The sequence below is a fragment of the Saccharothrix sp. BKS2 genome, from assembly GCF_047689505.1.
GTDB lineage: Bacteria > Actinomycetota > Actinomycetes > Mycobacteriales > Pseudonocardiaceae > Actinosynnema > Actinosynnema lopnurensis.
Window position 1 is genome coordinate 78,462 of the sequence record NZ_JAUQOL010000017.1, and the last position, 21,875, is coordinate 100,336.

At 74.5% G+C, this 21,875-nt stretch carries 15 protein-coding genes; 10 read left to right on the plus strand and 5 right to left on the minus strand.

Annotated features, from left to right (window positions below):
* The first annotated feature begins 14 nt into the window (after positions 1–14).
* Positions 15–1,868 (plus strand): helix-turn-helix domain-containing protein, encoded by a 1,854-nt coding sequence (locus tag Q5530_RS31295; protein WP_415366422.1) that lies wholly within the window; start codon positions 15–17, stop codon positions 1,866–1,868.
* 42 nt (positions 1,869–1,910) lie between these two features.
* On the opposite strand, the gene Q5530_RS31300 is transcribed toward Q5530_RS31295, so the two are convergent.
* A complete protein-coding gene (locus Q5530_RS31300; RefSeq protein WP_415366423.1) occupies positions 1,911–3,218 on the minus strand; it encodes a tannase/feruloyl esterase family alpha/beta hydrolase in 1,308 nt (435 codons plus the stop codon).
* Between the two features lie 341 nt (positions 3,219–3,559).
* Between Q5530_RS31300 and Q5530_RS31305 the strand changes: the two genes are divergently transcribed.
* Positions 3,560–3,826, plus strand: a complete 267-nt coding sequence (locus tag Q5530_RS31305; protein WP_380640989.1) for a hypothetical protein — start codon at positions 3,560–3,562, stop codon at positions 3,824–3,826.
* 336 nt (positions 3,827–4,162) lie between these two features.
* On the opposite strand, the gene secA2 is transcribed toward Q5530_RS31305, so the two are convergent.
* The 3 genes from secA2 to Q5530_RS31320 all read right to left on the minus strand — a co-directional run bounded on the left by secA2 (position 4,163) and on the right by Q5530_RS31320 (position 11,010).
* Entirely contained in the window at positions 4,163–6,481 is a 2,319-nt protein-coding gene (gene secA2, locus Q5530_RS31310) for an accessory Sec system translocase SecA2 (RefSeq protein ID WP_415366424.1), read from the minus strand.
* A gap of 250 nt (positions 6,482–6,731) precedes the next feature.
* Positions 6,732–8,030, minus strand: coding sequence for an MFS transporter (locus Q5530_RS31315; protein WP_380640985.1), 1,299 nt, complete (start codon positions 8,028–8,030; stop codon positions 6,732–6,734).
* A 10-nt stretch (positions 8,031–8,040) separates the two neighbouring features.
* Entirely contained in the window at positions 8,041–11,010 is a 2,970-nt protein-coding gene (locus Q5530_RS31320; RefSeq protein WP_415366425.1) for a carboxyl transferase domain-containing protein, read from the minus strand.
* 156 nt (positions 11,011–11,166) lie between these two features.
* On the opposite strand from Q5530_RS31320, the gene Q5530_RS31325 reads away from it, so the two are divergent.
* From Q5530_RS31325 to Q5530_RS31345, 5 genes are all read left to right on the plus strand, one after another.
* The gene (locus Q5530_RS31325) at positions 11,167–11,964 is read left to right on the plus strand and encodes a sporulation protein (protein ID WP_415366426.1); all 798 of its coding nucleotides are present in this window, start codon (positions 11,167–11,169) and stop codon (positions 11,962–11,964) included.
* A gap of 153 nt (positions 11,965–12,117) precedes the next feature.
* On the plus strand, positions 12,118–12,390 hold the full coding sequence (locus Q5530_RS31330) for a GlsB/YeaQ/YmgE family stress response membrane protein (protein WP_380640979.1): 273 nt from the start codon (positions 12,118–12,120) through the stop codon (positions 12,388–12,390).
* 362 nt (positions 12,391–12,752) lie between these two features.
* Positions 12,753–13,070: a CU044_2847 family protein gene (locus tag Q5530_RS31335; protein ID WP_415366427.1), complete on the plus strand. Its 318-nt coding sequence runs from the start codon at positions 12,753–12,755 to the stop codon at positions 13,068–13,070.
* On the plus strand, positions 13,063–16,545 hold the full coding sequence (locus Q5530_RS31340) for a trypsin-like peptidase domain-containing protein (RefSeq protein ID WP_415366428.1): 3,483 nt from the start codon (positions 13,063–13,065) through the stop codon (positions 16,543–16,545). The genes Q5530_RS31335 and Q5530_RS31340 overlap by 8 nt, the downstream gene beginning before the upstream one ends.
* Before the next feature lie 68 nt (positions 16,546–16,613).
* Positions 16,614–17,864 (plus strand): PIN-like domain-containing protein, encoded by a 1,251-nt coding sequence (locus tag Q5530_RS31345; protein ID WP_415366429.1) that lies wholly within the window; start codon positions 16,614–16,616, stop codon positions 17,862–17,864.
* 118 nt (positions 17,865–17,982) lie between these two features.
* Here Q5530_RS31345 and Q5530_RS31350 read toward each other — a convergent pair whose 3' ends face one another.
* Complete coding sequence (locus tag Q5530_RS31350) at positions 17,983–18,606, minus strand: TetR/AcrR family transcriptional regulator (protein WP_415366430.1); 624 nt, start codon at positions 18,604–18,606, stop codon at positions 17,983–17,985.
* A 60-nt stretch (positions 18,607–18,666) separates the two neighbouring features.
* On the opposite strand from Q5530_RS31350, the gene Q5530_RS31355 reads away from it, so the two are divergent.
* From Q5530_RS31355 to Q5530_RS31365, 3 genes are read left to right on the plus strand one after another with little or no spacing between them, the layout of a single operon-like run.
* Positions 18,667–19,812, plus strand: coding sequence for an acyl-CoA dehydrogenase family protein (locus Q5530_RS31355; protein WP_415366431.1), 1,146 nt, complete (start codon positions 18,667–18,669; stop codon positions 19,810–19,812).
* A 32-nt stretch (positions 19,813–19,844) separates the two neighbouring features.
* Positions 19,845–21,047, plus strand: coding sequence for an acetyl-CoA C-acetyltransferase (locus tag Q5530_RS31360; RefSeq protein ID WP_415366432.1), 1,203 nt, complete (start codon positions 19,845–19,847; stop codon positions 21,045–21,047).
* Complete coding sequence (locus tag Q5530_RS31365) at positions 21,047–21,808, plus strand: SDR family NAD(P)-dependent oxidoreductase (RefSeq protein WP_415366433.1); 762 nt, start codon at positions 21,047–21,049, stop codon at positions 21,806–21,808. The genes Q5530_RS31360 and Q5530_RS31365 overlap by 1 nt, the downstream gene beginning before the upstream one ends.
* Positions 21,809–21,875: the final 67 nt, after the last annotated feature.

Here is a 21,875-nt window from a genome sequence, read left to right on the forward strand (position 1 = left end):
GGAAGCATGACGGCATGACCGACGGGGCGGACGCGGTGGAGCACCTGCTGGAGCTGTTCGGGCTGCTGGCGGGCGACGCGGGCAGCGAGCGGCTGGCGGCGGTGCTCCCCGCGGCCCGCGCGGCCGGCCTGCCGGACGACGAGCTGGACCGCATCGCCCGCGCCACCGGGTGGGCGCTGCGCATCCGCCGCACGCTCACCGCGCACCGCCGCCGCGAGGCCGAGCTGGAGGCCCTGTTCGACACGGCCAACGACCTGGCGGGCGCGCGCGACCCGGACGCGGTGCTGCGGTCGATCGTGCGCCGCGCCCGGCTGCTGCTGGGCGCGGACACCGCCTACCTGAGCATGAACGACGCGGGCGAGCGCGGCACCTACATGCGGGTCACCGACGGGTCGGTCTCCGCGCTGTTCCAGCAGGTCAGGCTCGGTATGGGCGAGGGACTGGGCGGGCTGGTCGCGCAGACCGCCCAGCCCTACGTCACCGCCGACTACTTCGCCGACGACCGCTTCGACCACACCGGCCCCATCGACGCGGCCGTCCGCGACGAGGGACTGGTCGCGATCCTGGGCGTGCCGCTCAAGCTCGACCGGCGGGTCATCGGCGTGCTCTACGCGGCCAACCGCTCGCCCCGCCGGTTCCCGCCCGACGAGGTGGCGCTGCTGTCCTCGCTGGCCGACCACGCGGCCATCGCCCTGGACACCGCGAACCTGCTCGAGGGCACGCGCGCCGCGGGCGAGGTGATCCGCGCCCACAACGAGGCCCTGCGGCGCGCCGAGGAGGCCCACGACCGGCTCACCGACCTGGTGCTGCGCGGCGCGGACGTGCCCGAGGTGGCCGCCGCCGTGGCGGAGGTGCTCGGCGGCGGCCTCGCGGTGCACGACAGCGACGGCGCGGAGCTGGCCCGCATCGGCACCGCGCCGGCCCCCGCGCCGCGCGCCGCCGTGCACGCCTCCCGCGCCGGCGGCCGGGCCGTCCCGAGGGAGGGCGCGTGGGTGTGCGCGGTGCTGGCGGGCCGCGAGCTGCTCGGCAGCCTCACCCTCACCGACCGGCCCGACCTGGGCGACGCCGACCGCCGCCTGTTCGAGCGCGCGGGCGTGGTCACCGCCCTGCTGCTGCTCCTGCGCCGCACGGTCGCCGAGGCCGAGAACAAGGTCCGCGGCGAGCTCATCAACGACCTGCTGACCAGCGCGGAACTCGACCCGGTCGCGTTGCGCGCCAGGGCCCGCCGGATCGGGGTGGAGCTGGCCGCACCGCACGTGGTGCTGGTCGCGGACGGCCCGCGCGACCGGCTGCTGCCCGCCGCCGCCCACCACGCGTCGGGTTGCCGCGGCCTGGCGGGCGCGCACGGCGAGCACGTGGTGCTGGTGCTGCCCGGCACGGACCCGGCGTGCTCGGCGCGGGACGCGGCGCGCGTGCTCGGCAAGGCCGTCGGCGCGCCGGTGACCGTGGGGTCCGGGGGACCGGCCGGGGGCCCCGGCCAGGTGGCCGCCGCGCACGCCGAGGCGGTGCGGTGCGTGCGGGCGCTGCTGCGGCTCGACCGGCGCGGCACCGGCGGCACGCTCGCCGACCTGGGGTTCGTCGGGGTGCTGCTGGGCGACCGCGCCGACGTGGCCGGGTACGTGCGCTCGACGCTGGGCCCGCTGCTGGACTACGACGCGAGCCGCGGCACCGAGCTGGTGCGCACGGTGACGGCCTACTTCGCGTGCGGCGCGAACCTCAGCCGCGCCAAGGACGAGCTGCACGTGCACGTGAACACCGTGGTGCAGCGGCTGGACCGGGTGGGCAGCCTGCTCGGCGAGGACTGGCAGTCGCCGGAGCGCGTGCTGGAGGTGCAGCTGGCGCTCAAGCTGATGAAGGTGCTCGGCTAGCCGCCGCGGCCCGGGAGGACCGCGGCGGCGTGGCGCGCCGGGTCACCCCAGGGCGCACTCCGTCGAGCTGACCGCGGCCGGGCGGGGGACGGTGGCCGAGGCGGGTGGCCGGTCGCCCGAGAGCCACCCCTCCAGCGCGGCGAACGCGGTGCGGTGGCACGGCGTCAGCGGCCGCAACCGGTCCGGGAACGCGTCGAACAGCGAGTCCACGTGCGTGCCGCCCTCGATCCGGTAGTAGCGGAACAGCGCCCCGCGCCCGGCCCGGCGCACCATGTCCGCGTACACGTCGGACGCCCGGGAGATGGGCAGCAGGACGTCCAGCGTGCCGTGCAGGGTGAGCAGCGGTCGGCCGATGCGCCCGGTGAGCGCGATGCGCTCGACGGCCTTCCGCGCCTGCGGGCGGGCGGCGTAGTCGTAGTCGGCGTCGCAGGCGGGGGTGCCGGGCGCGCAGAACGGTGTGCCCGCCTCCCGGTCGCCGTCCCAGCCGGGGTCCAGCTCCTCGCGGTAGATCCGCTGGGTCAGGTCCCAGTAGTACGAGTGGTGGAAGTCCCACAGGAACTGCGACTCGGCGGGGAAACCGGCGTCGACGACCTTCGCGTGGTCGCCGGTCCGGTAGCCGGTGAGCGCGGGCGGCAGGAACGTGAGCAGGTTCGGGCCCCGCGCGGACCACAGGGTGCCCTCCCAGTCGACGCCCCCGTCGTACAGCTCGGGGTGGTTCTCCAGCTGCCAGCGCACCAGGTAGCCGCCGTTGGACAGGCCGGTGGCGATGGTCCGCGCCGGCGGCCGGCAGTAGCGCTGCGCCACGACCGCCCTGGCCGCCCTGGTCAGCTGGGTGACCCGGGAGTTCCACTCGGCGATCGCGTCGCCGGGGCGGCGGCCGTCGCGGTGGAAGTCCACGCCGGTGTTGCCCTTGTCGGTGGCCGCGAAGGCGTAGCCGCGGGCCAGCACGAAATCGCTGATGGCGCGGTCGTTGGCGTACTGCTCGCGGACGCCGGGGGAGCCGGTGACGACGAGGCCGCCGTTCCAGCGCTCGGGCAGGCGGATGACGAACTGCGAGTCGTGCGCCCAGCCGTGGTTGGTGTTGCCGGTGGAGGTGTCGGGGAAGTAGCCGTCGAGCTGGGCGCCCGCCACGGGGGTGGGCGCGGGGAGGTCGGCCGGGGTGAGCCCGGCCCAGTCGGCGGGGTCGGTGCGCCCGCCCGCGGTGGACAGGTCGTCCAGGCGGGTCAGCTCCTGGCGCTCGGCGCCGGGGACGCGCAGGGGACCGCACCCCGTCGCGTGCGCGGGGACCGCCTGCACCGTGGTGGCGAGGAGCGCTGCGATCAGCGGAACGGCGATGGTCACCCGAGGCACCGTAAGGCGGTTCGCGGTGCGCGGTAATGGTTCGCACCGCCATGCTGCGGTCTCCCGCTGTGGTGAGAGCCGCCACCCGGGTGGGGTGGGTGCGGTAACGGCGAGTCAGAACGGTCCGCGTCACCGTTGTGGGTCACGCCCGAGCGGCTGATGCCGGCGGTGCACTTCGGTCCGAAGCCGGTTGTGCTGGGCCGGGATGGGGCGCACAGGCGTCCTGAGTGGGCTTCTGTCGCACGATCGTGGCGTTTTGGGTGCGCTGGTCGGGGTAGCTGACTTGACGCAGTGAAGTTCGCACCTCCAGGTGATTTACGTTCACCCGGCGTGAGGTGTCTGCTTCCGGGGTGACAGAGCAACGGCGCTCGAAGCGCACAGACCAGGAGTGGGACCTGATCCAGCGCATCCAGAACCTCGTCAGGCGGGCTGAGCGCACCGCGTACGACCACTCCAACCTCGTGGGGCCGCCACCCTCCCAGCAGCACCTGGACATCCTGGCGGAGATCCGCGTGCTCACCGAGCAGGCGGTGGCGCAGCGGATGCCGAGATCGGCCAAGGTGCCCCGCCAGGCCGAGCCGGTCCACAACCCGAAGGTGACCGCACCGCTCAACTAGGTCGCCGCGGGCTGGGGAGGCTCCCCAGCCCGCACCGAACCCCGTGCCGGGGTGCCTCGCGAGTCCCGCCCGCAGCGGGCTCGCCGGGTCGGTCCACCGGCGGCGGGACCGGGAAGCGGGAAGGCCGGATCGGGGAAGTGGGAAAGCCGGGCCGGGGAAGTGGGAAAGCCGGGCCGGGGAAGCAGGAGGCGCGAGCCCCGCGGCGGTGTGCCCACCGCGGAACCCGCGCCCTGTCGATCCCCGCGCCCTGTCGATCCCCGCGCCCTGTCGATCCCCGCGCCCTGTCGGTTCCCGCCCCTGTCGGTCCCCGCGCTCTGTCGGTCCCCGCGCCGCCCCTCAGCGGCGGCGGACCATCTTCACCAGGCTCTTGAACGTCTCCTCCAGCCCGGACGAGAACGGGTTGTCGTTGACCAGGTAGGTCCACGTCGTGTTCGGCCGGTGCACACCCGCCGCCTCCAGGTGCGCCCCCTCCTCGTCGATCTCGACCTTGGCGAAGGTCTCCTCCGCCTCCTCCCACGCGTCCGGCACGATCTTGTGGTAGGCCGGGATCGCCTCGCGGTGGAACTCGTCCAGCGGGTTCTGCCGGGCCAGCGCCCGCAGGTGGATGCCCTCCCGCAGGTCGGTCAGGAACACCAGGTGGTCGCTCCACCGCTGGTCGAGGTGGTGCAGCGCGATCAGCCGCGCCGCCTTCACCTTGATCTCCTCGTCCAGCTCCGCCAGCTCCTCGGCGCGCTCCGGGCTGCGCTTGGCCAGCTCGTGCCAGGCGGCGTCGGTGCGCAGCAGGTTGTCCCGGAACTCCAGGACCAGCTGGCGCTGGTGCTCGATCAGCTTGTTGTACCGCCACGTGTTGCGGTGGATCTCCAGGTGCACGCCCTCGGCCACGCGCTGGCCGTGCTCCACGGTGTGCAGCGTGCCCTCGTCGGCCACCCGGCCGTCCTCGGCCACCTCGGCGGGCTCCTCGTGGTCGGGCACGTACTGCGTGACCAGCTCGTCCTGGAGGGAGGAGAAGAACACCGAGCCGCCCGGGTCGCCCTGCCGGCCGGCGCGGCCGCGCAGCTGGTCGTCCAGCCGGCTGCTGGAGTGCCGCCCGGTGCCGATGACGTACAGGCCGCCCAGCTCGGCGATGCGCTCGTGGTCGGTCGAGTCGTGCCCGCCCAGCCGGATGTCGGTGCCGCGGCCCGCCATCTGGGTCGACACGGTGACCCGCTCGAACGAGCCCGCGTCGGCGATGATCGCCGCCTCCTCGGCGTCGTTCTTGGCGTTGAGGACCACGCACTCCAGGCCCGCCTCGGACAGCTTGCGGGACAGCCGCTCGGACTCGGCCACGTCCAGCGTGCCGACGAGGATCGGGCGGCCCGTGGCGTGGACCTCCTTGATCTCCGCGACGATCGCCGCTTCCTTCTGCTCCACCGTCGCGTACAGGCGGGGCGCCTCGTCCTCGCGGATCGTCGGCACGTTCGGCGGGATGACCAGCACTTCCAGCTGGTAGAAGTCGCGCAGCTGCTCGGCCACGGCCACCGCGGTGCCGGTCATGCCGCACACCGTCGGGTAGCGGTTGAGCAGGGCCTGGACGGTGATGGAGTCCAGCACCTCGCCCGCGTCCGTGGTCGCCACGTTCTCCTTGGCCTCGACCGCCGCCTGGAGGCCGTCGGGCCAGCGCTGGAGCTTCGCGATCCGGCCGCGCGTGTCGTTGATCAGGTGCACCTTGCCGTCGCGGACGATGTAGTCGACGTCGCGGTGCAGCAGGACCTGCGCGTGCAGGGCCACGTTGACCTTGGACAGCGTGGTGGAGACGTGCTCGTCGGAGTACAGGTCGATGCCGCCGAGGGCGCGCTCGACCAGCTCGCTGCCCGCGCCGGTCAGGTAGACGTTGCGCTCCTCGTCGTCGATCTCGAAGTGCAGGTCGCGGCGCAGGCGCTTGACCAGGTCGGCCAGCGCCGGGTCGACCGCCGGGCCGGCCGTGGAGCCCGCCAGCACCAGCGGCACGCGCGCCTCGTCGACCAGCACCGAGTCGGCCTCGTCGACCAGCGCGACGCGTGGCTGGGGCACGACCAGGTCGGCCACGTCGGTGGCCAGCCGGTCGCGCAGCACGTCGAAGCCGATCTCGCTGACCGAGGCGTAGGTGACCTCGGCCTGGTAGGCGGCGCGGCGCTCCTCGGGCTTGGAGCTCTGGTCGATCCAGCCGACGCTCACGCCCAGCAGCCGGTAGAGCGGACCCATCCACTCGGCGTCGCGCTGGGCGAGGTAGTCGTTGACCGAGACGACGTGCACGTGGTCGCCGCGCAGCGCGAAGCCGGCGGCGGCGATGGCGCCGGAGAGCGTCTTGCCCTCACCGGTCGCCATCTCCACGACGTGCCCTTCGAGCAGTCCGAGCGCGCCGAGGACCTGCACGTCGAACGGCCGCAGGCCCAGTGCCCGGTCCGCGGCCTCGCGCCCGAGCGCGCAGACCTCGACCAGCTCGGGACGGCCGAACTCGGACTTCCCGCGCAGCTCGGCGGCCGCCGCGGTCAACTCCTCGTCGCTCAGCTCTTTCACGCGCGCCGCCCGCTCGTTCACCTCGTCGAGGAGCTTGCGGTAGGGCGTGAGGTCGGCGGAGCCGGGCTTCTGCGCGAACCGGCGCAGCCGCTGCTTGAACCGTCCCAGGAGAGTGGTCACGGCACGGCAACGTACGGCAAGCGCGCAACGTTCCGCACGTCACCCGGTTGACCGTTCACTCGGGTGAGCTGCGTTGATCTTGGTCGGCCGGGCGCACAGGCACCACCGAACGGACCCGTCCGGCCTGCGAACGACCCACCACGGCGGTGCGGTGATCGTCGACTGGCGTCCTCCCGGCACACCGCACCCCGGGTGCGCACCGTGACCGGGGGGCGCCCTCGTGCGAGGACACCCCTCCGCGCGCCCTCGTTCAGGCTTCGACCCCGGGTCGGTGCGTTTCCGGCAACCCCAGCACCGAGGCCAACGTCACCAGCCCCATCACCAGCAGGAACGCCGACACCGACAGGGAGGTCCCGGTCGCCACCAGCAGCGCCGTCATGATGAACGGCGTCCCACCGCTCACCAGGATCGACGCCAGCTGGTACGCCAGCGACGCCCCCGAGTACCGCACGTGCGGCTCGAACAGCTCCGCCAGGTACGCCGCCACCGGCCCGTACACCAGGCTCGACCCGATCCCCGACACCGTCAGCGCCACGAACAGCATCCCCAGCGACGCCGTGTCGACCAGCCAGAAGTAGGGGAACGCCCACACCACCATCGCCACCGCCCCGACGACGATCAGCGGCCGCCGGCCGTGGCGGTCCGACCAGCGCCCGGCCAGCAGGATCACCGGCACGGACAGCAGCGACGACAGCAGCGTCACCACCAGCACCGGGTTGCGCGCCAGCCCCAGCTCCCGGGTCGCGTAGTCGAGCACGCCGGCGATGCTCACGTAGAACACCGCGTTCGACGCGAACATCAGCCCCGCCCCCAGCAGCACCGGCCGCCGGTGGGTGCGCAGCACCTCCGACAGCGGCGCGACCGGCGCCTCCCCGCGACGCTCCTTGATCTCCCGGAACACCGGGCTGTCCTCGACCTTCAGCTGGATGAACAGCACCACCGGGAACAGCAGCGCGCTCGCCAGGAACGGCACCCGCCACCCCCACGAGGCGAACGACGCGGCCGGCAGCAGGGCCCCGGTCAGCAGGAACGACACGTTGCCCAGGATGACCCCCAGCGGCACCCCGGCCTGCCCGAACGTCCCGGCGAACCCCCGCCGTCCGGGCCCGGCGCTCTCGGTCAGCAGCAGCACCACCCCGCCCCACTGCCCGCCGACCGCGATGCCCTGGAGGAACCGCAGCGCCACCAGCAGCACGGGCGCCGCCACGCCGATGGACGCGCTGGTCGGCAGCAGCCCGATCAGGAACGTCGCACCCGCCATCAGCGCCAGGCACGTCACCAGCGCGGGCTTGCGGCCGTACCGGTCGCCGACGTGCCCGAACACCAGCCCGCCGAGCGGCCGGGCGACGAAGCCGGCCCAGAACGTGCTGAACGACAGCAGCAGCCCGACCAGCGGCGTCGCCCCCGGGAAGAACAGCTTCGGGAACACCAGCGCGGCGGCGGTGGCGTAGATGAAGAAGTCGTACCACTCCAGCGAGGAGCCGACGAGCCCGGCGGCCATGAGCTTGCGCAGCGTGCGGCGCTGGTCGGGCGGGGCGGTCGTGACCATGGTTTTCCCTTCACCAGGTGTCCAGGAACGGACGCTTCTTGCCGGTACGGGCGGGCCTGGGCCCGCAGGTGAGCTGCGAGGTGACCCAGTGCCGGGTGTCGGCCGGGTCGATGACGTCGTCGATCTCGAACGCGGAGGCCACGTTGAGCGCCTTGCCGTGCTCGTGGGCGGCGGCGACCATCGCCTCGAACGCCTCGCGGCGCTGCTCCGGGTCGTCGATGGCGTCCAGCTCCCGCCGGTAGCCCAGGCGCACCGCGCCCTCCAGCCCCATCGGGCCGAACTCGCCGCTGGGCCACGCCACGGCGAACCGGGGCGCCTTGAGGCTGCCCGCCGCCATCGCCTGCGCGCCCAGCCCGTACGCCTTGCGCAGCGCCACGAACCCGAACGGCACGTCCAGGTTCGCGCCCGCCACGAGCAGCCGGGTCAGGTGCCGCACGGTGGCCGTGCGCTCGGCGTCCGGCCCGACCATGAACCCCGGCGTGTCGCACAGCGACAGCACCGGCAGGTCGAACGCGTCGCACAGCCGCAGGAACCGGGCGGCCTTGTCCGCCGCGTCGGAGTCGATGGCGCCGCCCAGCACCGCCGGGTCGTTGGCGAGGATCCCCAGCGGCTCGCCCTCGACGCGCGCCAGGGCGGTGACGACCCCGCGCCCGAACGACGGCCGCAGCTCCAGCACGGACCCGGTGTCCGCCAGCGCCTCCACCACGGTCCGCACGTCGTAGGCGCGCACCCGGTTCTCCGGCACGGCGTGCCGCAGCACCCGCTGGTCGGCGCACTCCCACGCCCCTGCCGGCCCCTGGAAGTACGACAGGTACTTCCGCGCCACCGCGACGGCCTCGGCGTCGTCGGCCACCAGCACGTCGACCACGCCGTTGGGCACCTGCACGTCGACCGGCCCGACCTCCTCGGGCCGGAACACGCCGAGCCCGCCGCCCTCGATCATGGCCGGCCCGCCCATGCCGATGGTGGCGTCGCGGGTCGCGATGACCACGTCGCAGGTGCCCAGCAGCACCGCGTTGCCCGCGAAGCACCGCCCCGAGGCCACGCCCACCAGCGGCACCAGCCCGGACAGCCTGGCGAACAGGTGGAACGCCGCGCAGTCCAGCCTGCTGACGCCGCCGTGGTCGGTGTCGCCCGGCCGCCCGCCGCCGCCCTCGGCGAACAGCACCACGGGCAGCCCCTGGCGCTCGGCCAGTTCGAACATCCGGTCCTTCTTGGCGTGGTTGCGGATGCCCTGCGTGCCGGCGAGCACCGTGTAGTCGTAGGACAGGGCCACGACCCGCTCGCCGTTGACCCGCCCGACGCCCGCCACCAGCCCGTCCGCGGGGGTGCGCTCGACCAGCTCGTCCAGCGACCGCCGCCCGCGCTGCGCGGCGATGGCCAGCCCGCCGTACTCGACGAAGTCGGCGCACAGGTCGGCGATGTTCTCCCGGGCCGTGCGCCGCCCGGCCGCGTGCCGCCGCGCCTCCGCCCCGGGCCGGGCGAAGTCGTGCCGCGCCAACGCCTCCGCCAGGTCCGGGCGCACCTCGTCCAGGTCGACCTCGACGGCCTTCTCCTCGACCGCCACGTCCACGCCCTCGGCCAGCAGCGCGCCCTCGGCGACGGTGTCCCCGACCGACACCAGCACGCGCCCGTCCCCGACCGGCACGACGTGCTGCATCTTCATCGCCTCGACGACGACCGCGCCGTCCTCGACGGCCACCACCGTGCCCCGCACGGGAGCGCGCGCCCCGGTGTCCTCGCGCGGCAGCGAGTCCACCAGGCCGGTGGTCGCCCGCCACACGTCCGGGTGGTCCAGGAGCCCGCGCAGGAACGGGAGGTTGGTCCTCGCCCCGTCCACGGTGAACTCGTCCAGCGCCCGCCGCGCCCGCTTGAGCAGCGTGCCCGGGTCGTCGGCGTGCACCACGACCTTGGCCAGCAGCGGGTCGAAGCCCAGGCCCGCGCGGTAGCCGGTCGACGCGTGCGTGTCCACCCGCACGCCCGGTCCGGTCGGCGGGACGAACACCGACAGCCGGCCGGTCGAGGTCAGGCTCACCCGCAGCTGCGCCGCCCAGCCGCGCGGGGTGTGCGCCAGGTCCGGTTCGACCTCGGTGGCCAGCAGCAGCTGGGCGCGCACCAGGTCCAGGCCGGTGACCTGCTCGGTGACCGTGTGCTCGACCTGGAGCCGGGGGTTGGCCTCCAGGAACGCGAACCGCCCGTCCGGCCGGACCAGGAACTCCACCGTGCCCAGACCGGTGTAGCGGACGGCGCGGGCGATCGCGGCCGCCGCGCCGTGCAGCGCCGCCCGCAGGTCGGGGGACAGGTGCGGCGCGGGCGCGATCTCGACCAGCTTCTGGTGCCGGGACTGGAGCGAGCAGTCGCGGTCCCCGAGCACGGTGGTGCCGACCAGCTGCACCTCGACGTGCCGGGCGGGCTCCACCAGCTCCTCGACGTACACCGCGTCGTCGCCGAACGCCGCCAGCGCCTCGGACCGGCACCGCCGCACGGCGGCCGCGAGGTCCGCGAGGTGCCGCACCACCCGTATGCCCTTGCCGCCGCCGCCCGCCGCGGCCTTGACCACCACGGCGCCGTGCGCGCGGAAGAACTCCTCGAACCCGTCCTCGGCGCCCGCCAGGACCGGCACGCCCACCCCGGCGGCCAGCTCGCGCGCCCGCCGCTTGTCGCCCAGCAGCTCCAGCACCTCGGGCGGCGGCCCGACGAAGGTCAGCCCGGCCTCGGCGCACCGCCGCGCGAAGCGCGCGTCCTCGGCCAGGAACCCGTAGCCGGGGTGCACCAGGTCGCACCCGCCCGCGGCGGCGAGCACCGCGTCCACGTCCAGGTAGGACCGCGCGTCGGGCAGCCGCACCGCGCGGTCGGCGAACCGGGCGTGCGCGTCGTCGGCGTCGGTGACGAGTGCGACCGAGCCCCACCCCAGGTCGGCGGCGGCGCGCAGGACGCGGACGGCGACCTCCCCCCGGTTGGCGACGAGCAGCGTGGGCACGACAACCTCCTGAGCGACCGCTTAGTATGTGACGCCGGTCGCATACTGGCACCTGGCTTGGCGTTCGTCCAGGGGCAACCGATTCACCCGGCGACGCGTCATTACGACATTCGGGTCCCAGGGCGTGATCGCCGGAGCGGTTCAGGAGGCACCACCGTGGTTTTCAAGAGGATGTTGCGCGCGTTCGGGGTCGGCGGTCCCACGGTCGACACGGTGCTGACCAACCCGAACGTCCGGCCGGGTGAGGTGCTGACCGGCGAGGTCCGCATCGCCGGCGGCGACCACGCCGTCGACATCGACCACGTCAAGCTGTCGCTGGTCACCAAGGTCGAGGTGGAGAGCGGCGACAACGAGTACCGCCGCGACGTGGAGTTCGCCCAGGTCGTCGTCGGCCGGGGCATCGGCGTCGGCCCCGGCCAGGACCTGTCGCTGCCGTTCCAGTTCCCGGTGCCGCTGGAGACGCCGCTGACCGTGGTCCACGGGCAGGTCCTGCGCGGGATGACCATGGGCCTGCGCACCGAGCTGGAGGTCCGCGGCGCGGTCGACCCCGGCGACCTCGACCTGTTCAACGTGCACCCCACCCGCTCGCAGGAGCACGTGCTCAACGCGTTCGGCGCGCTCGGCTTCCGCTTCCAGCGGGCCGACTCCGAGCAGGGGCGCATCCACGGCGTGCCGCAGCAGCTGCCGTTCTACCAGGAGATCGAGTTCCTGCCCCCGCAGCAGTTCCTGGCCAAGATCAGCCAGCTGGAGCTGACCTTCGTCACCGACCCGCACCACCTGTACGTGGTGCTGGAGGCCGACCGCCGCGGCGGCCTGCTGCGCGCGGGCGGCGACACGTTCGGGCACTTCGCGATGTCCCACGACGAGGTGCTGCGCTCCGACTGGGCGGCGCTGCTGCACCAGTGGATGGAGAAGGTGGCGGGCCGGCGCTCCTTCGGCGGTTACGGCCTGTAGGGCGGTCGTCCCCGGAGGTTCACCGAGTCGGGTGAACCGAACCCGGTGACGTGGGTTGAGCGAGCGGCCGCCGGGGTGTTCGGTGGGAGGATGGACGTCGGGGCCCCGGCGGTGCGCGGGCCCCGACGAGGTGGACGGACCGCGGGAGGCGTCATGGGCATCGGCGGTGTGATCAGCGCCCTGGTGGTGGGGCTCGTCATCGGGCTGCTCGGCAAGCTCGTCGCGCCGGGCAGGCAGGCCATCCCGCTGTGGCTGACCCTCGTGGTCGGCATCGTGGCCGCCTTCCTGGGCACGTTCGTGGCCAGGGCGTTCGGCGTCGAGGACACGCGGGGCATCGACTGGATCGAGATCATCGTGCAGGTGCTCATCGCGGCGGTCGGCGTGAGCCTCGTGGCCGGCTTCTACGGCAAGAGGTCGGTCCGCTAGCGGGCCGGTCGGCGAACCGGACCGGTTCGCCGACCGGCGGATCGACCCGGGTGGACCCACCTGTGCGGACCCACCCGGGCGGACCGAGGTGAGCGGACCGAGGTGAGCGAGGCCGGGCCTGAGCGAGGCCGGGCCTGAGCGGGGCCGGGCCTGAGCGGGGCCGGGCCTGAGCGGGGCCGGGCCTGAGCGGGGCTCGGTCGCGCGGCGCCGGCTTCGCGGGCGAGCCCCTTCCCGACCGCGAGAATCACTCCATCGAGTGAGACCCGTCCGCTGACCGCGGCAGCTGCCCGAACCTCCTTGCGCACCCCCCTCGACGGGGCCAGTCTCCAGTGGTGGCCACTCGTTGATCGGGAGGTGTCCGGGTGCGCACCACCGAGATCGTGCCGGTCGTCGTGGGGGACCGGGTCGTGCACGTCGAACTGTCCGTGCCCGCCGGGGGTGACGTCTCGGCGCAGGACCTCGTGGCGAACGCCGCGGCGCTCCAGGACCAGATCACCGCGATCGCGACCTGGGTCAGCGGCGCGGTGACCGCGGCGCTGCCACGCAGGCCGAGCCGGGTGGGGCTGGACTTCGGCCTCAAGTTCGGCCTGAAGGCCGGGAAGCTGTTCAGCTTCGTCGCCGAGGCTTCGGGCGAGGCGAGCCTGGTGGTCAGGCTGGAGTGGGACGACGGCGATGACTGACTTCGCGGGGGTCGTCCGGCGGTGCGTGGCGCAGGTGCGCGCCGGCGGGGCCTTCCGCGGCACCGGGTTCTTCGTCGCGCCGAACCGCCTGGTCACCTGCGCGCACGTGGTCCCGCCCGCCGGCGTCTCGGTCGTCTTCGGGGGCCGGGAGGTGCCCGCGGTCGTGCGGTGCCGGGTGCCGGCCGGCGCGGGCCGGGGCGACTACTACCCGCTGCCCGACATCGCCGTGCTCGACCTGGCCGAACCGGTGGACCACGAGGTGGTGTGGCTCGGCGACGACCCGCCCGCCAACGGGACGCCCGTCGAGGTCGTCGGGTTCGCGGCCGGCACGCCCTCCGGCGTCGGCGGGCACGTCGCGCGCCTGCACGTGGCCGGACCGTCCGGCGACTACCTGCGCCTGGCCGGCGACTGGCTGCCGGCGGGCCTGAGCGGGTCGCCGGTGGTCGACGAGTCCACGCGCCGGGTGTGCGGCGTGGTCAAGGCGTCCCGGGACCGGCACGCGTCGGAGGGCGGCTGGATCGTGCCCGTGTCGGAGCTGGCCCGGCTGCCCGAGATCGACGTCGAGGGCAACCGCGCCACCCGCGGCGAGTGGTGGACCCTGGCCACCCGGCGGGCCGAGGTGGCGGAGGGCCTGTTCGAGCGCCCGGCGCCGCGCGGGGCGCCCCGGGCGCCCTCGGCGTGGCTCGACCCGCACCGCGGGGTCGTCGAGTTCCAGGCCCGCCCGGAGTTCGACGCCCTGCTGGAGTGGGCCCGCGACGACACCGCTCCCGCCGTGCTGCTGGTGCACGGGCCGGGCGGCACGGGCAAGACCCGGCTGGCGGTCGAGCTGAGCGCCCGGCTGGCCGGGGAGGGCTGGGTGGCCGGGCTCCTCCCCGAGTCCGGCGACCACCCGCGGCTCCTGCGGGGCAGCCCGCCGGAGGCGCTGCGCCACGACCGGGTGTTCATCGCGGTGGACCAGGCCGAGGCGCAGCTCGACCTGCTGCCGGGCCTGTTCGACGCGCTCGCCCGGTTCGGCGGCCCGCTGGTGCGGGTGCTGCTGCTGTCCCGCGCGCCGGGCACCTGGTGGACGGACCTGCCGACCCAGACCACCGAGGGCATCTTCGCGCCCGACCCGCTGCGCCTGGGCAACCTCGCCGACAGCGCCGACCCGCGCCACCTGGTCGAGACCGCCTACCGGGGGTTCCGCCGGCACGTCCTGGGACAGGACGGCCCGGTCCCCGGCGGGGTGCTCGACCACGCCCGGCAGCACGAGACCGTGCTCAACCTCCACGTGCTCGCCCTGGGCGCGGTCCTCTACGAGCGCGAGCACGGCCACCCTCCCCTCGCCGGGGACCTGGTGCTGCGGGACCCGCTGCGCGGCCTGCTCAACCACGAGCTGAAGGTGTGGACGGGCCTGGCGACCAGCCGGGGCCTGCTCCGCGACGTGCACGGGGAGGTCGTCCGCCAGGTGCTGCTCGTCCCCACCCTGGTCCCGGTCGGGGACGCCGGGCGGGCCGCGGCGGCGATCGCGGCGCTGCCCGCCCTCGCCGGGCGGAACCCCGACGAGCTGGCACGGGTGGCCCACCTGCTGGCCGAGGTGTACCCGGACCCCCACGCGGAAGCGACGCGGTTCTGGGCGAGCCTGCAACCCGACCGGCTGGGCGAGACGCTGCTGGCGGATCTGCTGGCCGGCGGTGCCGCGGCGGTGATCCGGGCCGTGACCGCCCCGCTCGACGCCGACCGGGCCGTGCAGCCGGTGACGGTGATCGCCCGCGCCGCCGGGCTGTTCACCCCGGAACCCGACGCCGCCGCGCTGCGTCCGGCGCTGGACCTGCTCGCGTCGTTGCTGGCGGACAACCCCGCGGCCTTCCTGCCCGCGGTGGTGGCGGTCGCCACCGCGCTGCCGGACCCGGTGGAGCTCTGCGCCCTCGCCGAGGGGGCGCTGGACGGCGTCGGGCTCGACGTGCTGTACCGGACCGCGGAGCAGTTCCTGGTCTCGCCGACGTCCGCGCAGGCCGCGCGCGGCTTCCTGGCGTCGCGCGGGCACCCGGTCACCAGCGCGCTGGCCGCGATGGTGTGGATGTGGGTCATCGAGCGCTCCGTCCAGCGCGGCATTTTCCGGCTGGAGAACCAGCTCGCCGTGATCGACGCCGGCGCGCACGTCGCGTTCTTCCTCAGCGACACCGACGAGGTCGCCGAAGCCGTCGAGGCGGGGCAGGAGGCGCTGGACCTGGCGCGCCGGTTGGCGCCCCACATGCCCGGCGTGCTGGAGCCGAAGATGTCGTCGATCTGCACCACCCTGGCCCGCTGCCACACCCTGCTCGGCGAGGTCGAGCAGGCGCTGGCCGCCGCGGAGGAGGCCGTGCGGGCCGGTCGCGAGGCGGTGAAGCGGGACTCCGCCGCCAACACGCTCGGCCTGGCGGGCGCGCTCAACAACCTGGCCGCGTTGCAGGCCGAGGTGGGGCAGGAGCGGGCCGCCGCGCTGACCGCGCGCGAGGCGGTCCAGTGCTTCTCGGAGCTGGCCCGCCGCGACCCGGACGCGCACCTCATCGAGCTGGCGACCGCGCTGCGCAACCTGCACGACGTCATGCACGCCGACCAGGCCCCGGTCGCGGCGACCAGGACCTGGGCCCAGGCCCAAGAGCAGCTGGGCGAGCTCGGCGGGTCGGGGGCCGACGGGGGACCGCGATCGACGCGCTGGTCACCGCTGCCCATCGGCCGGGAGCACATGGCGGACCGACCCCCGACGTCCGGACCGGACCCCGCCCTGGTCCTGGCCTCCTCGCTGGAGGAGAAGAACCGGCGCAGCCTGGCGCTGCTCCAGGGCAACGCCAGGGTCCTGCTGCCCGTCGGGCAGCCGTCGGGGTGGATGCCGCTGGCGGACGACGAGGAGGAGGACACCCAGCGGATCCGGGTCGACCACGACCTGCTCCCGGTCAGCGCCCTGGAGTTCGCCGTGTGGACCCTGACCACGCACGGCACGAGCGAGAACGGGCAGCCGCCGACCAGGCGGGCCGTCGAGCGGACGGCGCGGGAGCAGCTGGGGGTCGACGACGCGGCCCCGATCGTGGACGCGCTGGTGGAGTGCGGGCTGGTGGTGGAGGTGCCGGTCCAGGGCCCGGAAGCCGAGCGCTTCGCGCGGGCGCACCGGCTGATCCCGCTGGCCTGGGGCTACGGGGCCGACGTGGAGACGGGGATGTACCAGGTCGGCCACCCCACGTCGGTGATGCGGGCCTACCTGGGGGTGTTCGGGTACCTGGTCTGGACGATGTCGCCCGCCCACCCCGACCTGTGGACCACCGCGGTCCGGGTCTGGGAGGACTTCGGCATCGACGAGCTGTACGCCGAGGAGGACGTCGACCTGGACCTGCGCCAGGCGCTGGGCGGTGTCCTGCTGGTGCTGCCGCTGCTCGCGGAGATGGCGCTGGTCTGCGTCGACCGGGTGGGGGCGGGTGAGGCCGCGCCGCACCCGTCCCGGGGCGGTGGGGGCCGCTGACGGACAGGCGTCCCCCGCGCAGGGGGACCCCTGCTTTCACGTTACCGGCGGGGTACGACAATTCCCGGATGGCCGATGAGTCGTCAGCCGAGTCGAGGGGCATCCTCGACGGCTTCGGCGCCTACCGCACCGCCCGTCCCGACCACCACCGCGACCTGCTCGCGCGCGGCCTGGTCGTGCTCGACACCGACACCCTCCTCAGCCTCTACCGCTGCACCCCGCAGGCCCGGTCCGACCTCCTGGGCGCCCTCCGGCGCACCCGCGGCCGGCTGTGGGTGCCGCACCAGGTGCTGGCCGACTTCTGGCGCCGCCGCGAGGCGGCCCTGAGCGAGGCGGAGCAGGCGACCGCGCGGGCCGCGAGGGCGCTGCGCAAGGCCGAGGAGCAGGCGGTGCGCGGCCTGCGGTCCTGGGCGGACCGGGTGTCGCTCGGGCCCGAGGAGCTGCCCGTGCTGGAGCGGGTCCTCCGGGACGCCCACGAGCACGTGGTGGCGCGCCTGACCGAGGCCACCCGCCAGGAGGCGGCGGTGGACACCGAGGAGGACCCGGTGGTCGCCGACCTCGACGGGCTGCTCTTCGGCCGCGTCGGCGACCCGCTGCCGCCGGAGGAGCACCGCGCGGCGCTGGCGGAGGCCGCCGGGCGCGACCGCGACCGGGTCCCGCCCGGCGGGGAGGGCGACTACCTGGTGTGGCGGCAGGTCCTCGCGGAGGCCGCGCGGCGCGGGCGGGACGTCCTGCTCGTCACCGGCGAGACCGCCGAGGGCTGGTGGCGCCTCGACGAGCACGGCAACGCCCGGGGACCCCGGCCCGAGCTGTACGAGGAGCTGCGCGAGGTGGCCGGGGTGCGGCTGTTCACCATGCGGCCGGACGCCTTCCTGCGGCACGCGCACGAGCTGCTCGGCCCGGTGGTGCGGGAGGAGTCGGTCGACGACGTCGAGCGCGCGCTCCGGCAGGCGAACACCTCGGCGCTCCAGGTGCTCGCGTTCAACTTCGTCGAGGTGTTCCTGACCCGCGACCTCATCCCGGACTACCACTCCGGCGACGGCCACGTGGTCCTGCGGGCCGGGGACGCGGGCGGGCGGCGGCGGGCGTTCCTGGTCGACCCGCCGTTCGCGGAGCCGAACGCCTCGGTGAAGTGGGTGGCCCGGCTGGTGCGCACGCACACCGAGACCGGGGGCGACGACGTGGTGGTGTTCCCGGACCGGCCCGGTGACCGGGTGCTCGACGGCCTGGCGAACCTGGGCATCCCGGTGATGTGGCCGGTGGGGGACCACTGGGCGGGCTCGGACCCGGCCCGGGAGCGGGGCTGGGTGACGGCCTGAGCGACCCGGGCCGAACACCCGAGCTGAGCGCCCGACCTGAGCGACCCGGCCTGAGCGACCCGGCCTGAGCGACCCGGCCTGAGTGCCCGGCCCGAGCACCCGGGCCGGGCGGGGCGCTTCAGCGCGCGGTCTCGGCGCCGACCATCCGCAGCACCAGGTCGGCGTACAGGTCCCCGATCTGCGCCGGCGTCCGCCCCCGGTCCGGGTGGAACCACCGGGCCACGTCGATGCACAGCGACAGCACCGCCAGCGTCGCGCCCCGCACGTCGGGCACGTCGAACACCCCCGCCGCCACGCCGGCCTCGACCATGTCCCGCACCGCGCCCTCGATGCGCCGCCGCACCTCGACGACCTCGGCCAGGTGCTCGGGCGTCAACGCGCTCAGCTCGTACTGCACCACCCGCGCGGTCACGTGGTACTCCGCGTGCCACGACGCGAACGCCCGCACCGCCGACGCCAGCCGCGTCGCGGGGTCGTCCCCGGCGACCGAGGTCAGCAGCGCCAGCGAGGTGGTGTGCCCGATCCGGGAGATCTGGAACAGCAGTTCCTCTTTGGACCGGTAGTGGATGTAGACGGCGGCGGGCGACATGCCGGCCTGCGCCGCGATGTCCCGGGTGGTGGTGGCGTGGTACCCGCGCACCGAGAACGCGGCGGCGGCCGCGATGAGCATCCGGCGCGCGGCCGGCGGGGTCACCGACGACCAGGTCGAATCCAGCCGGTCGAACTCGTCGCGCCTTGACACGAGCACGGACGATACCGCAGTCTGGCGACTAAGCAACCGCTTAGTATGGAGGCTGGAGAGGTGCGTCGCTCGCTGTTGGGACCCGACCACGAAGCGTTCCGCGAGAGCGTGCGGGCGTTCGTCGACCGCACCCTCAAGCCCCACCACGACCGGTTCATCGAGCAGCGCCACATCGACCGCGAGGTCTGGCTCGAAGCGGGCCGCCAGGGGCTGCTCGGCCTGGAGGTCCCCGAGGAGCACGGCGGCGGCGGCGCGGGCGACTACCGCTTCAACGCCGTCCTCGGCGAGGAGCTGTCCAAGGTCAGCGCGGCCATGTCCTCGTGCCTGGGCATCCACTACGACGTCGTGGCCCCCTACCTGGTCGACCTGTGCACCGAGGAGCAGAAGCGGCGCTGGCTGCCGCGCTTCTGCTCGGGCGAGCTGGTCACCGCCATCGGCATGACCGAGCCGTCCGGCGGCTCCGACCTCGCCGCGCTCAGGAGCACCGCCGTGCGGCGGGACGGCGACTGGGTCCTCAACGGCTCCAAGACCTTCATCACCAACGGCTTCTCCGCCGATCTCGTCGTGGTCGCCGCCCGCACCAGCCCGGAGAAGAAGGCCCGCGGCATCACCCTGTTCGCCGTCGAGACCGGCATGGCGGGCTTCGAGCGCGGGCGCAAGCTGGACAAGGTCGGCCAGCCCGAGTCCGACACCGCCGAGCTGTTCTTCACCGACGTCCGCGTCCCGGACGGGAACGTGATCGGCGAGGTCGACCAGGGCTTCGTCCACATGATGCAGCGCCTGCCGCAGGAGCGCCTGGGCTCCTCGATCGCGAACCTGGCCCACGCCGGGCAGATCCTCGAGGAGACGATCGCCTACGTCAAGGAGCGCAAGGCGTTCGGCCAGGCCATCGGTTCCTTCCAGCACAACAAGTTCCTGCTGGCCGAGCTGGTCACCAAGATCGACGTGACCCAGGCGTTCGTGGACCGGTGCACCGAGGCGCACACCCGCGGCGAGCTGACCGCCACCGACGCGGCCAAGGCGAAGTACTGGAGCGCCGAGGTCCAGAACGACGTGCTCGACGCCTGCGTGCAGCTGCACGGCGGCTACGGCTACATGACCGAGTACCGCGTGGCCCGCGCCTGGGTGGACGCCCGCGTCACCAAGATCTGGGCCGGTTCCAACGAGATCATGAAGGAACTCATCGGCCGCGACCTGGAGCTGTGAGGGACCGCGGACCGCAGAGCGGAGGAGAGCAGATGCCCGAGGCCGTCGTCGTGGCCACCGCGCGTTCCCCCATCGGCCGCGCCCGCAAGGGGTCGCTGGTCGACCTGCGCCCGGACGACCTGGCCGCCCAGGTGGTCGGGGCGGCCCTGGACCAGGTCCCGGGGCTCGACCCGGCCGGGATCACCGACCTGCACCTGGGCTGCGCCGAACCCCAGGACGAGCACGGCCAGAACGTGGCCCGCCGCGTCGCCGTCCAGCTCGGCCTGGACACCGTGCCCGGCACCACGGTCAACCGGTTCTGCGCCTCGTCGGTGCAGACCGCGCGGATGGCCTTCCACGCGGTCAAGGCGGGCGAGGGGCACGCGTTCGTCAGCGCGGGCGTGGAGTGCGTCTCGCGCTACCGCCACGGGCACCCGCACCTCAACCCCCTGTTCGACGCCGCCCGCGCCCGCACCGAGCGCACCGCGGCGGACAACGCGACCTGGCGCGACCCGCGCGAGGACGGCGAGCCGCCCGACTACTACATCGCCATGGGGCAGACCGCCGAGAACGTCGCCACGCTGCTCGGCATCGGCCGCCGCGAGCAGGACGAGTTCGCCGTGCGCTCGCAGAACCTGGCGGAGAAGGCCATCGCCGACGGCTTCTACGCGCGCGAGATCACCCCGGTGACCCTGCCCGACGGCACGGTGGTCGACACCGACGACGGCCCGCGCGCCGGCGTCACCCACGACGCGGTCGCCGCGCTCAAGCCCTCATTCCGTCCACAGGGGACGGTCACACCCGGCAACTGCTGCCCCCTCAACGACGGCGCGGCCGCCGTGGTCGTCCTGAGCGACACCAGGGCGGCCGAGCTCGGCCTGACCCCGCTGGCGCGCATCGTCGCCACCGGCGTCTCCGGCCTGAGCCCGGAGGTCATGGGCCTCGGCCCGGTCGACGCCACCCGGCAGGCCCTGGCCCACGCGGGCCTGTCGATCGGCGACATCGACCTGGTCGAGATCAACGAGGCGTTCGCCGTGCAGGTGCTGGCCAGCCAACGCGCGCTCGGCATCGACCCGGACCGGCTCAACGTGCACGGCGGGGCGATCGCGCTCGGCCACCCGTTCGGCGCCACCGGCGCCCGCATCATGACCACCCTGATCAACGGCATGCGCGCCCGTGACGCGCAGTTCGGCCTGGAGACCATGTGCGTCGGCGGCGGGCAGGGCATGGCGATCATCCTGGAAAGGCTCTCCTGATGGGCATCCTCGACCGGTTCCGGCTCGACGGGCAGGTCGCGATCGTCACCGGCGCGTCCTCCGGGCTCGGCGTGGCCTTCGCCAAGGGCCTGGCCGAGGCGGGCGCCGACGTCGTGCTCGCCGCGCGCCGCGCCGACCGGCTCCAGGACACCGCCGCGCTGGTCGAGGGGGCGGGCCGCCGCGCCCTGGTCGTGCCGGCCGACGTGGCGCGGCCCGAGGACTGCCGCGAGGTCGCCCGCGCCGCCGCCGCGTTCGGGCGGGTGTCGGTGCTGGTGAACAACGCGGGCGTCGCCTCGGCCGTGCCCGCCTCGCGCGAGACGCCCGAGCAGTTCCGCGGCGTGGTGGAGGTCAACCTCAACGGCGCGTACTGGATGGCGCAGGCCGCGGCCGCGGTGATGACCGGCGGCGGCTCGATCGTCAACGTCTCCAGCGTGCTGGGCCTGGTCTCCGGCGGCCTGCCGCAGGCGGCCTACTCGGCGTCCAAGGCCGGCCTGCTCGGCCTGACCCGCGACCTGGCCGCGCAGTGGACCGGCCGCAAGGGCATCCGGGTCAACGCGATCGCGCCCGGCTACTTCGCCTCCGAGATGACCGACGACTACCCGGAGGGCTACCTGGACGCGCACCTCGCCCGGCTGCCGCTGGGCCGGATCGGCGACCCGGAGGAGCTGGCCGCGGCCGTGGTGTTCCTGGCCTCGCCGGCGGGCGGCTACACCACCGGCGCGACGTTCGTCGTCGACGGCGGCGTGGCGCTGGGCGGCTGAGCGGTGCCGGCGGCGGGGTCCGGGCGGCCCGGGAGGACCGCCCGTCCCGCCCACCGCGGTGTTCGGC

What these genes read in the sequence shown, in the direction of transcription:
- Q5530_RS31345 (WP_415366429.1), top strand. Translation starts at nt 16,614, where the DNA reads ATGGCCGATGAGTCGTCAGCCGAGTCGAGGGGCATCCTCGACGGCTTC.
- Q5530_RS31330 (WP_380640979.1), top strand. Translation starts at nt 12,118, where the DNA reads ATGGGCATCGGCGGTGTGATCAGCGCCCTGGTGGTGGGGCTCGTCATC.
- Q5530_RS31315 (WP_380640985.1), bottom strand. Translation starts at nt 8,030, where the DNA reads ATGGTCACGACCGCCCCGCCCGACCAGCGCCGCACGCTGCGCAAGCTC.
- Q5530_RS31295 (WP_415366422.1), top strand. Translation starts at nt 15, where the DNA reads ATGACCGACGGGGCGGACGCGGTGGAGCACCTGCTGGAGCTGTTCGGG.
- Q5530_RS31340 (WP_415366428.1), top strand. Translation starts at nt 13,063, where the DNA reads ATGACTGACTTCGCGGGGGTCGTCCGGCGGTGCGTGGCGCAGGTGCGC.
- Q5530_RS31360 (WP_415366432.1), top strand. Translation starts at nt 19,845, where the DNA reads ATGCCCGAGGCCGTCGTCGTGGCCACCGCGCGTTCCCCCATCGGCCGC.
- Q5530_RS31365 (WP_415366433.1), top strand. Translation starts at nt 21,047, where the DNA reads ATGGGCATCCTCGACCGGTTCCGGCTCGACGGGCAGGTCGCGATCGTC.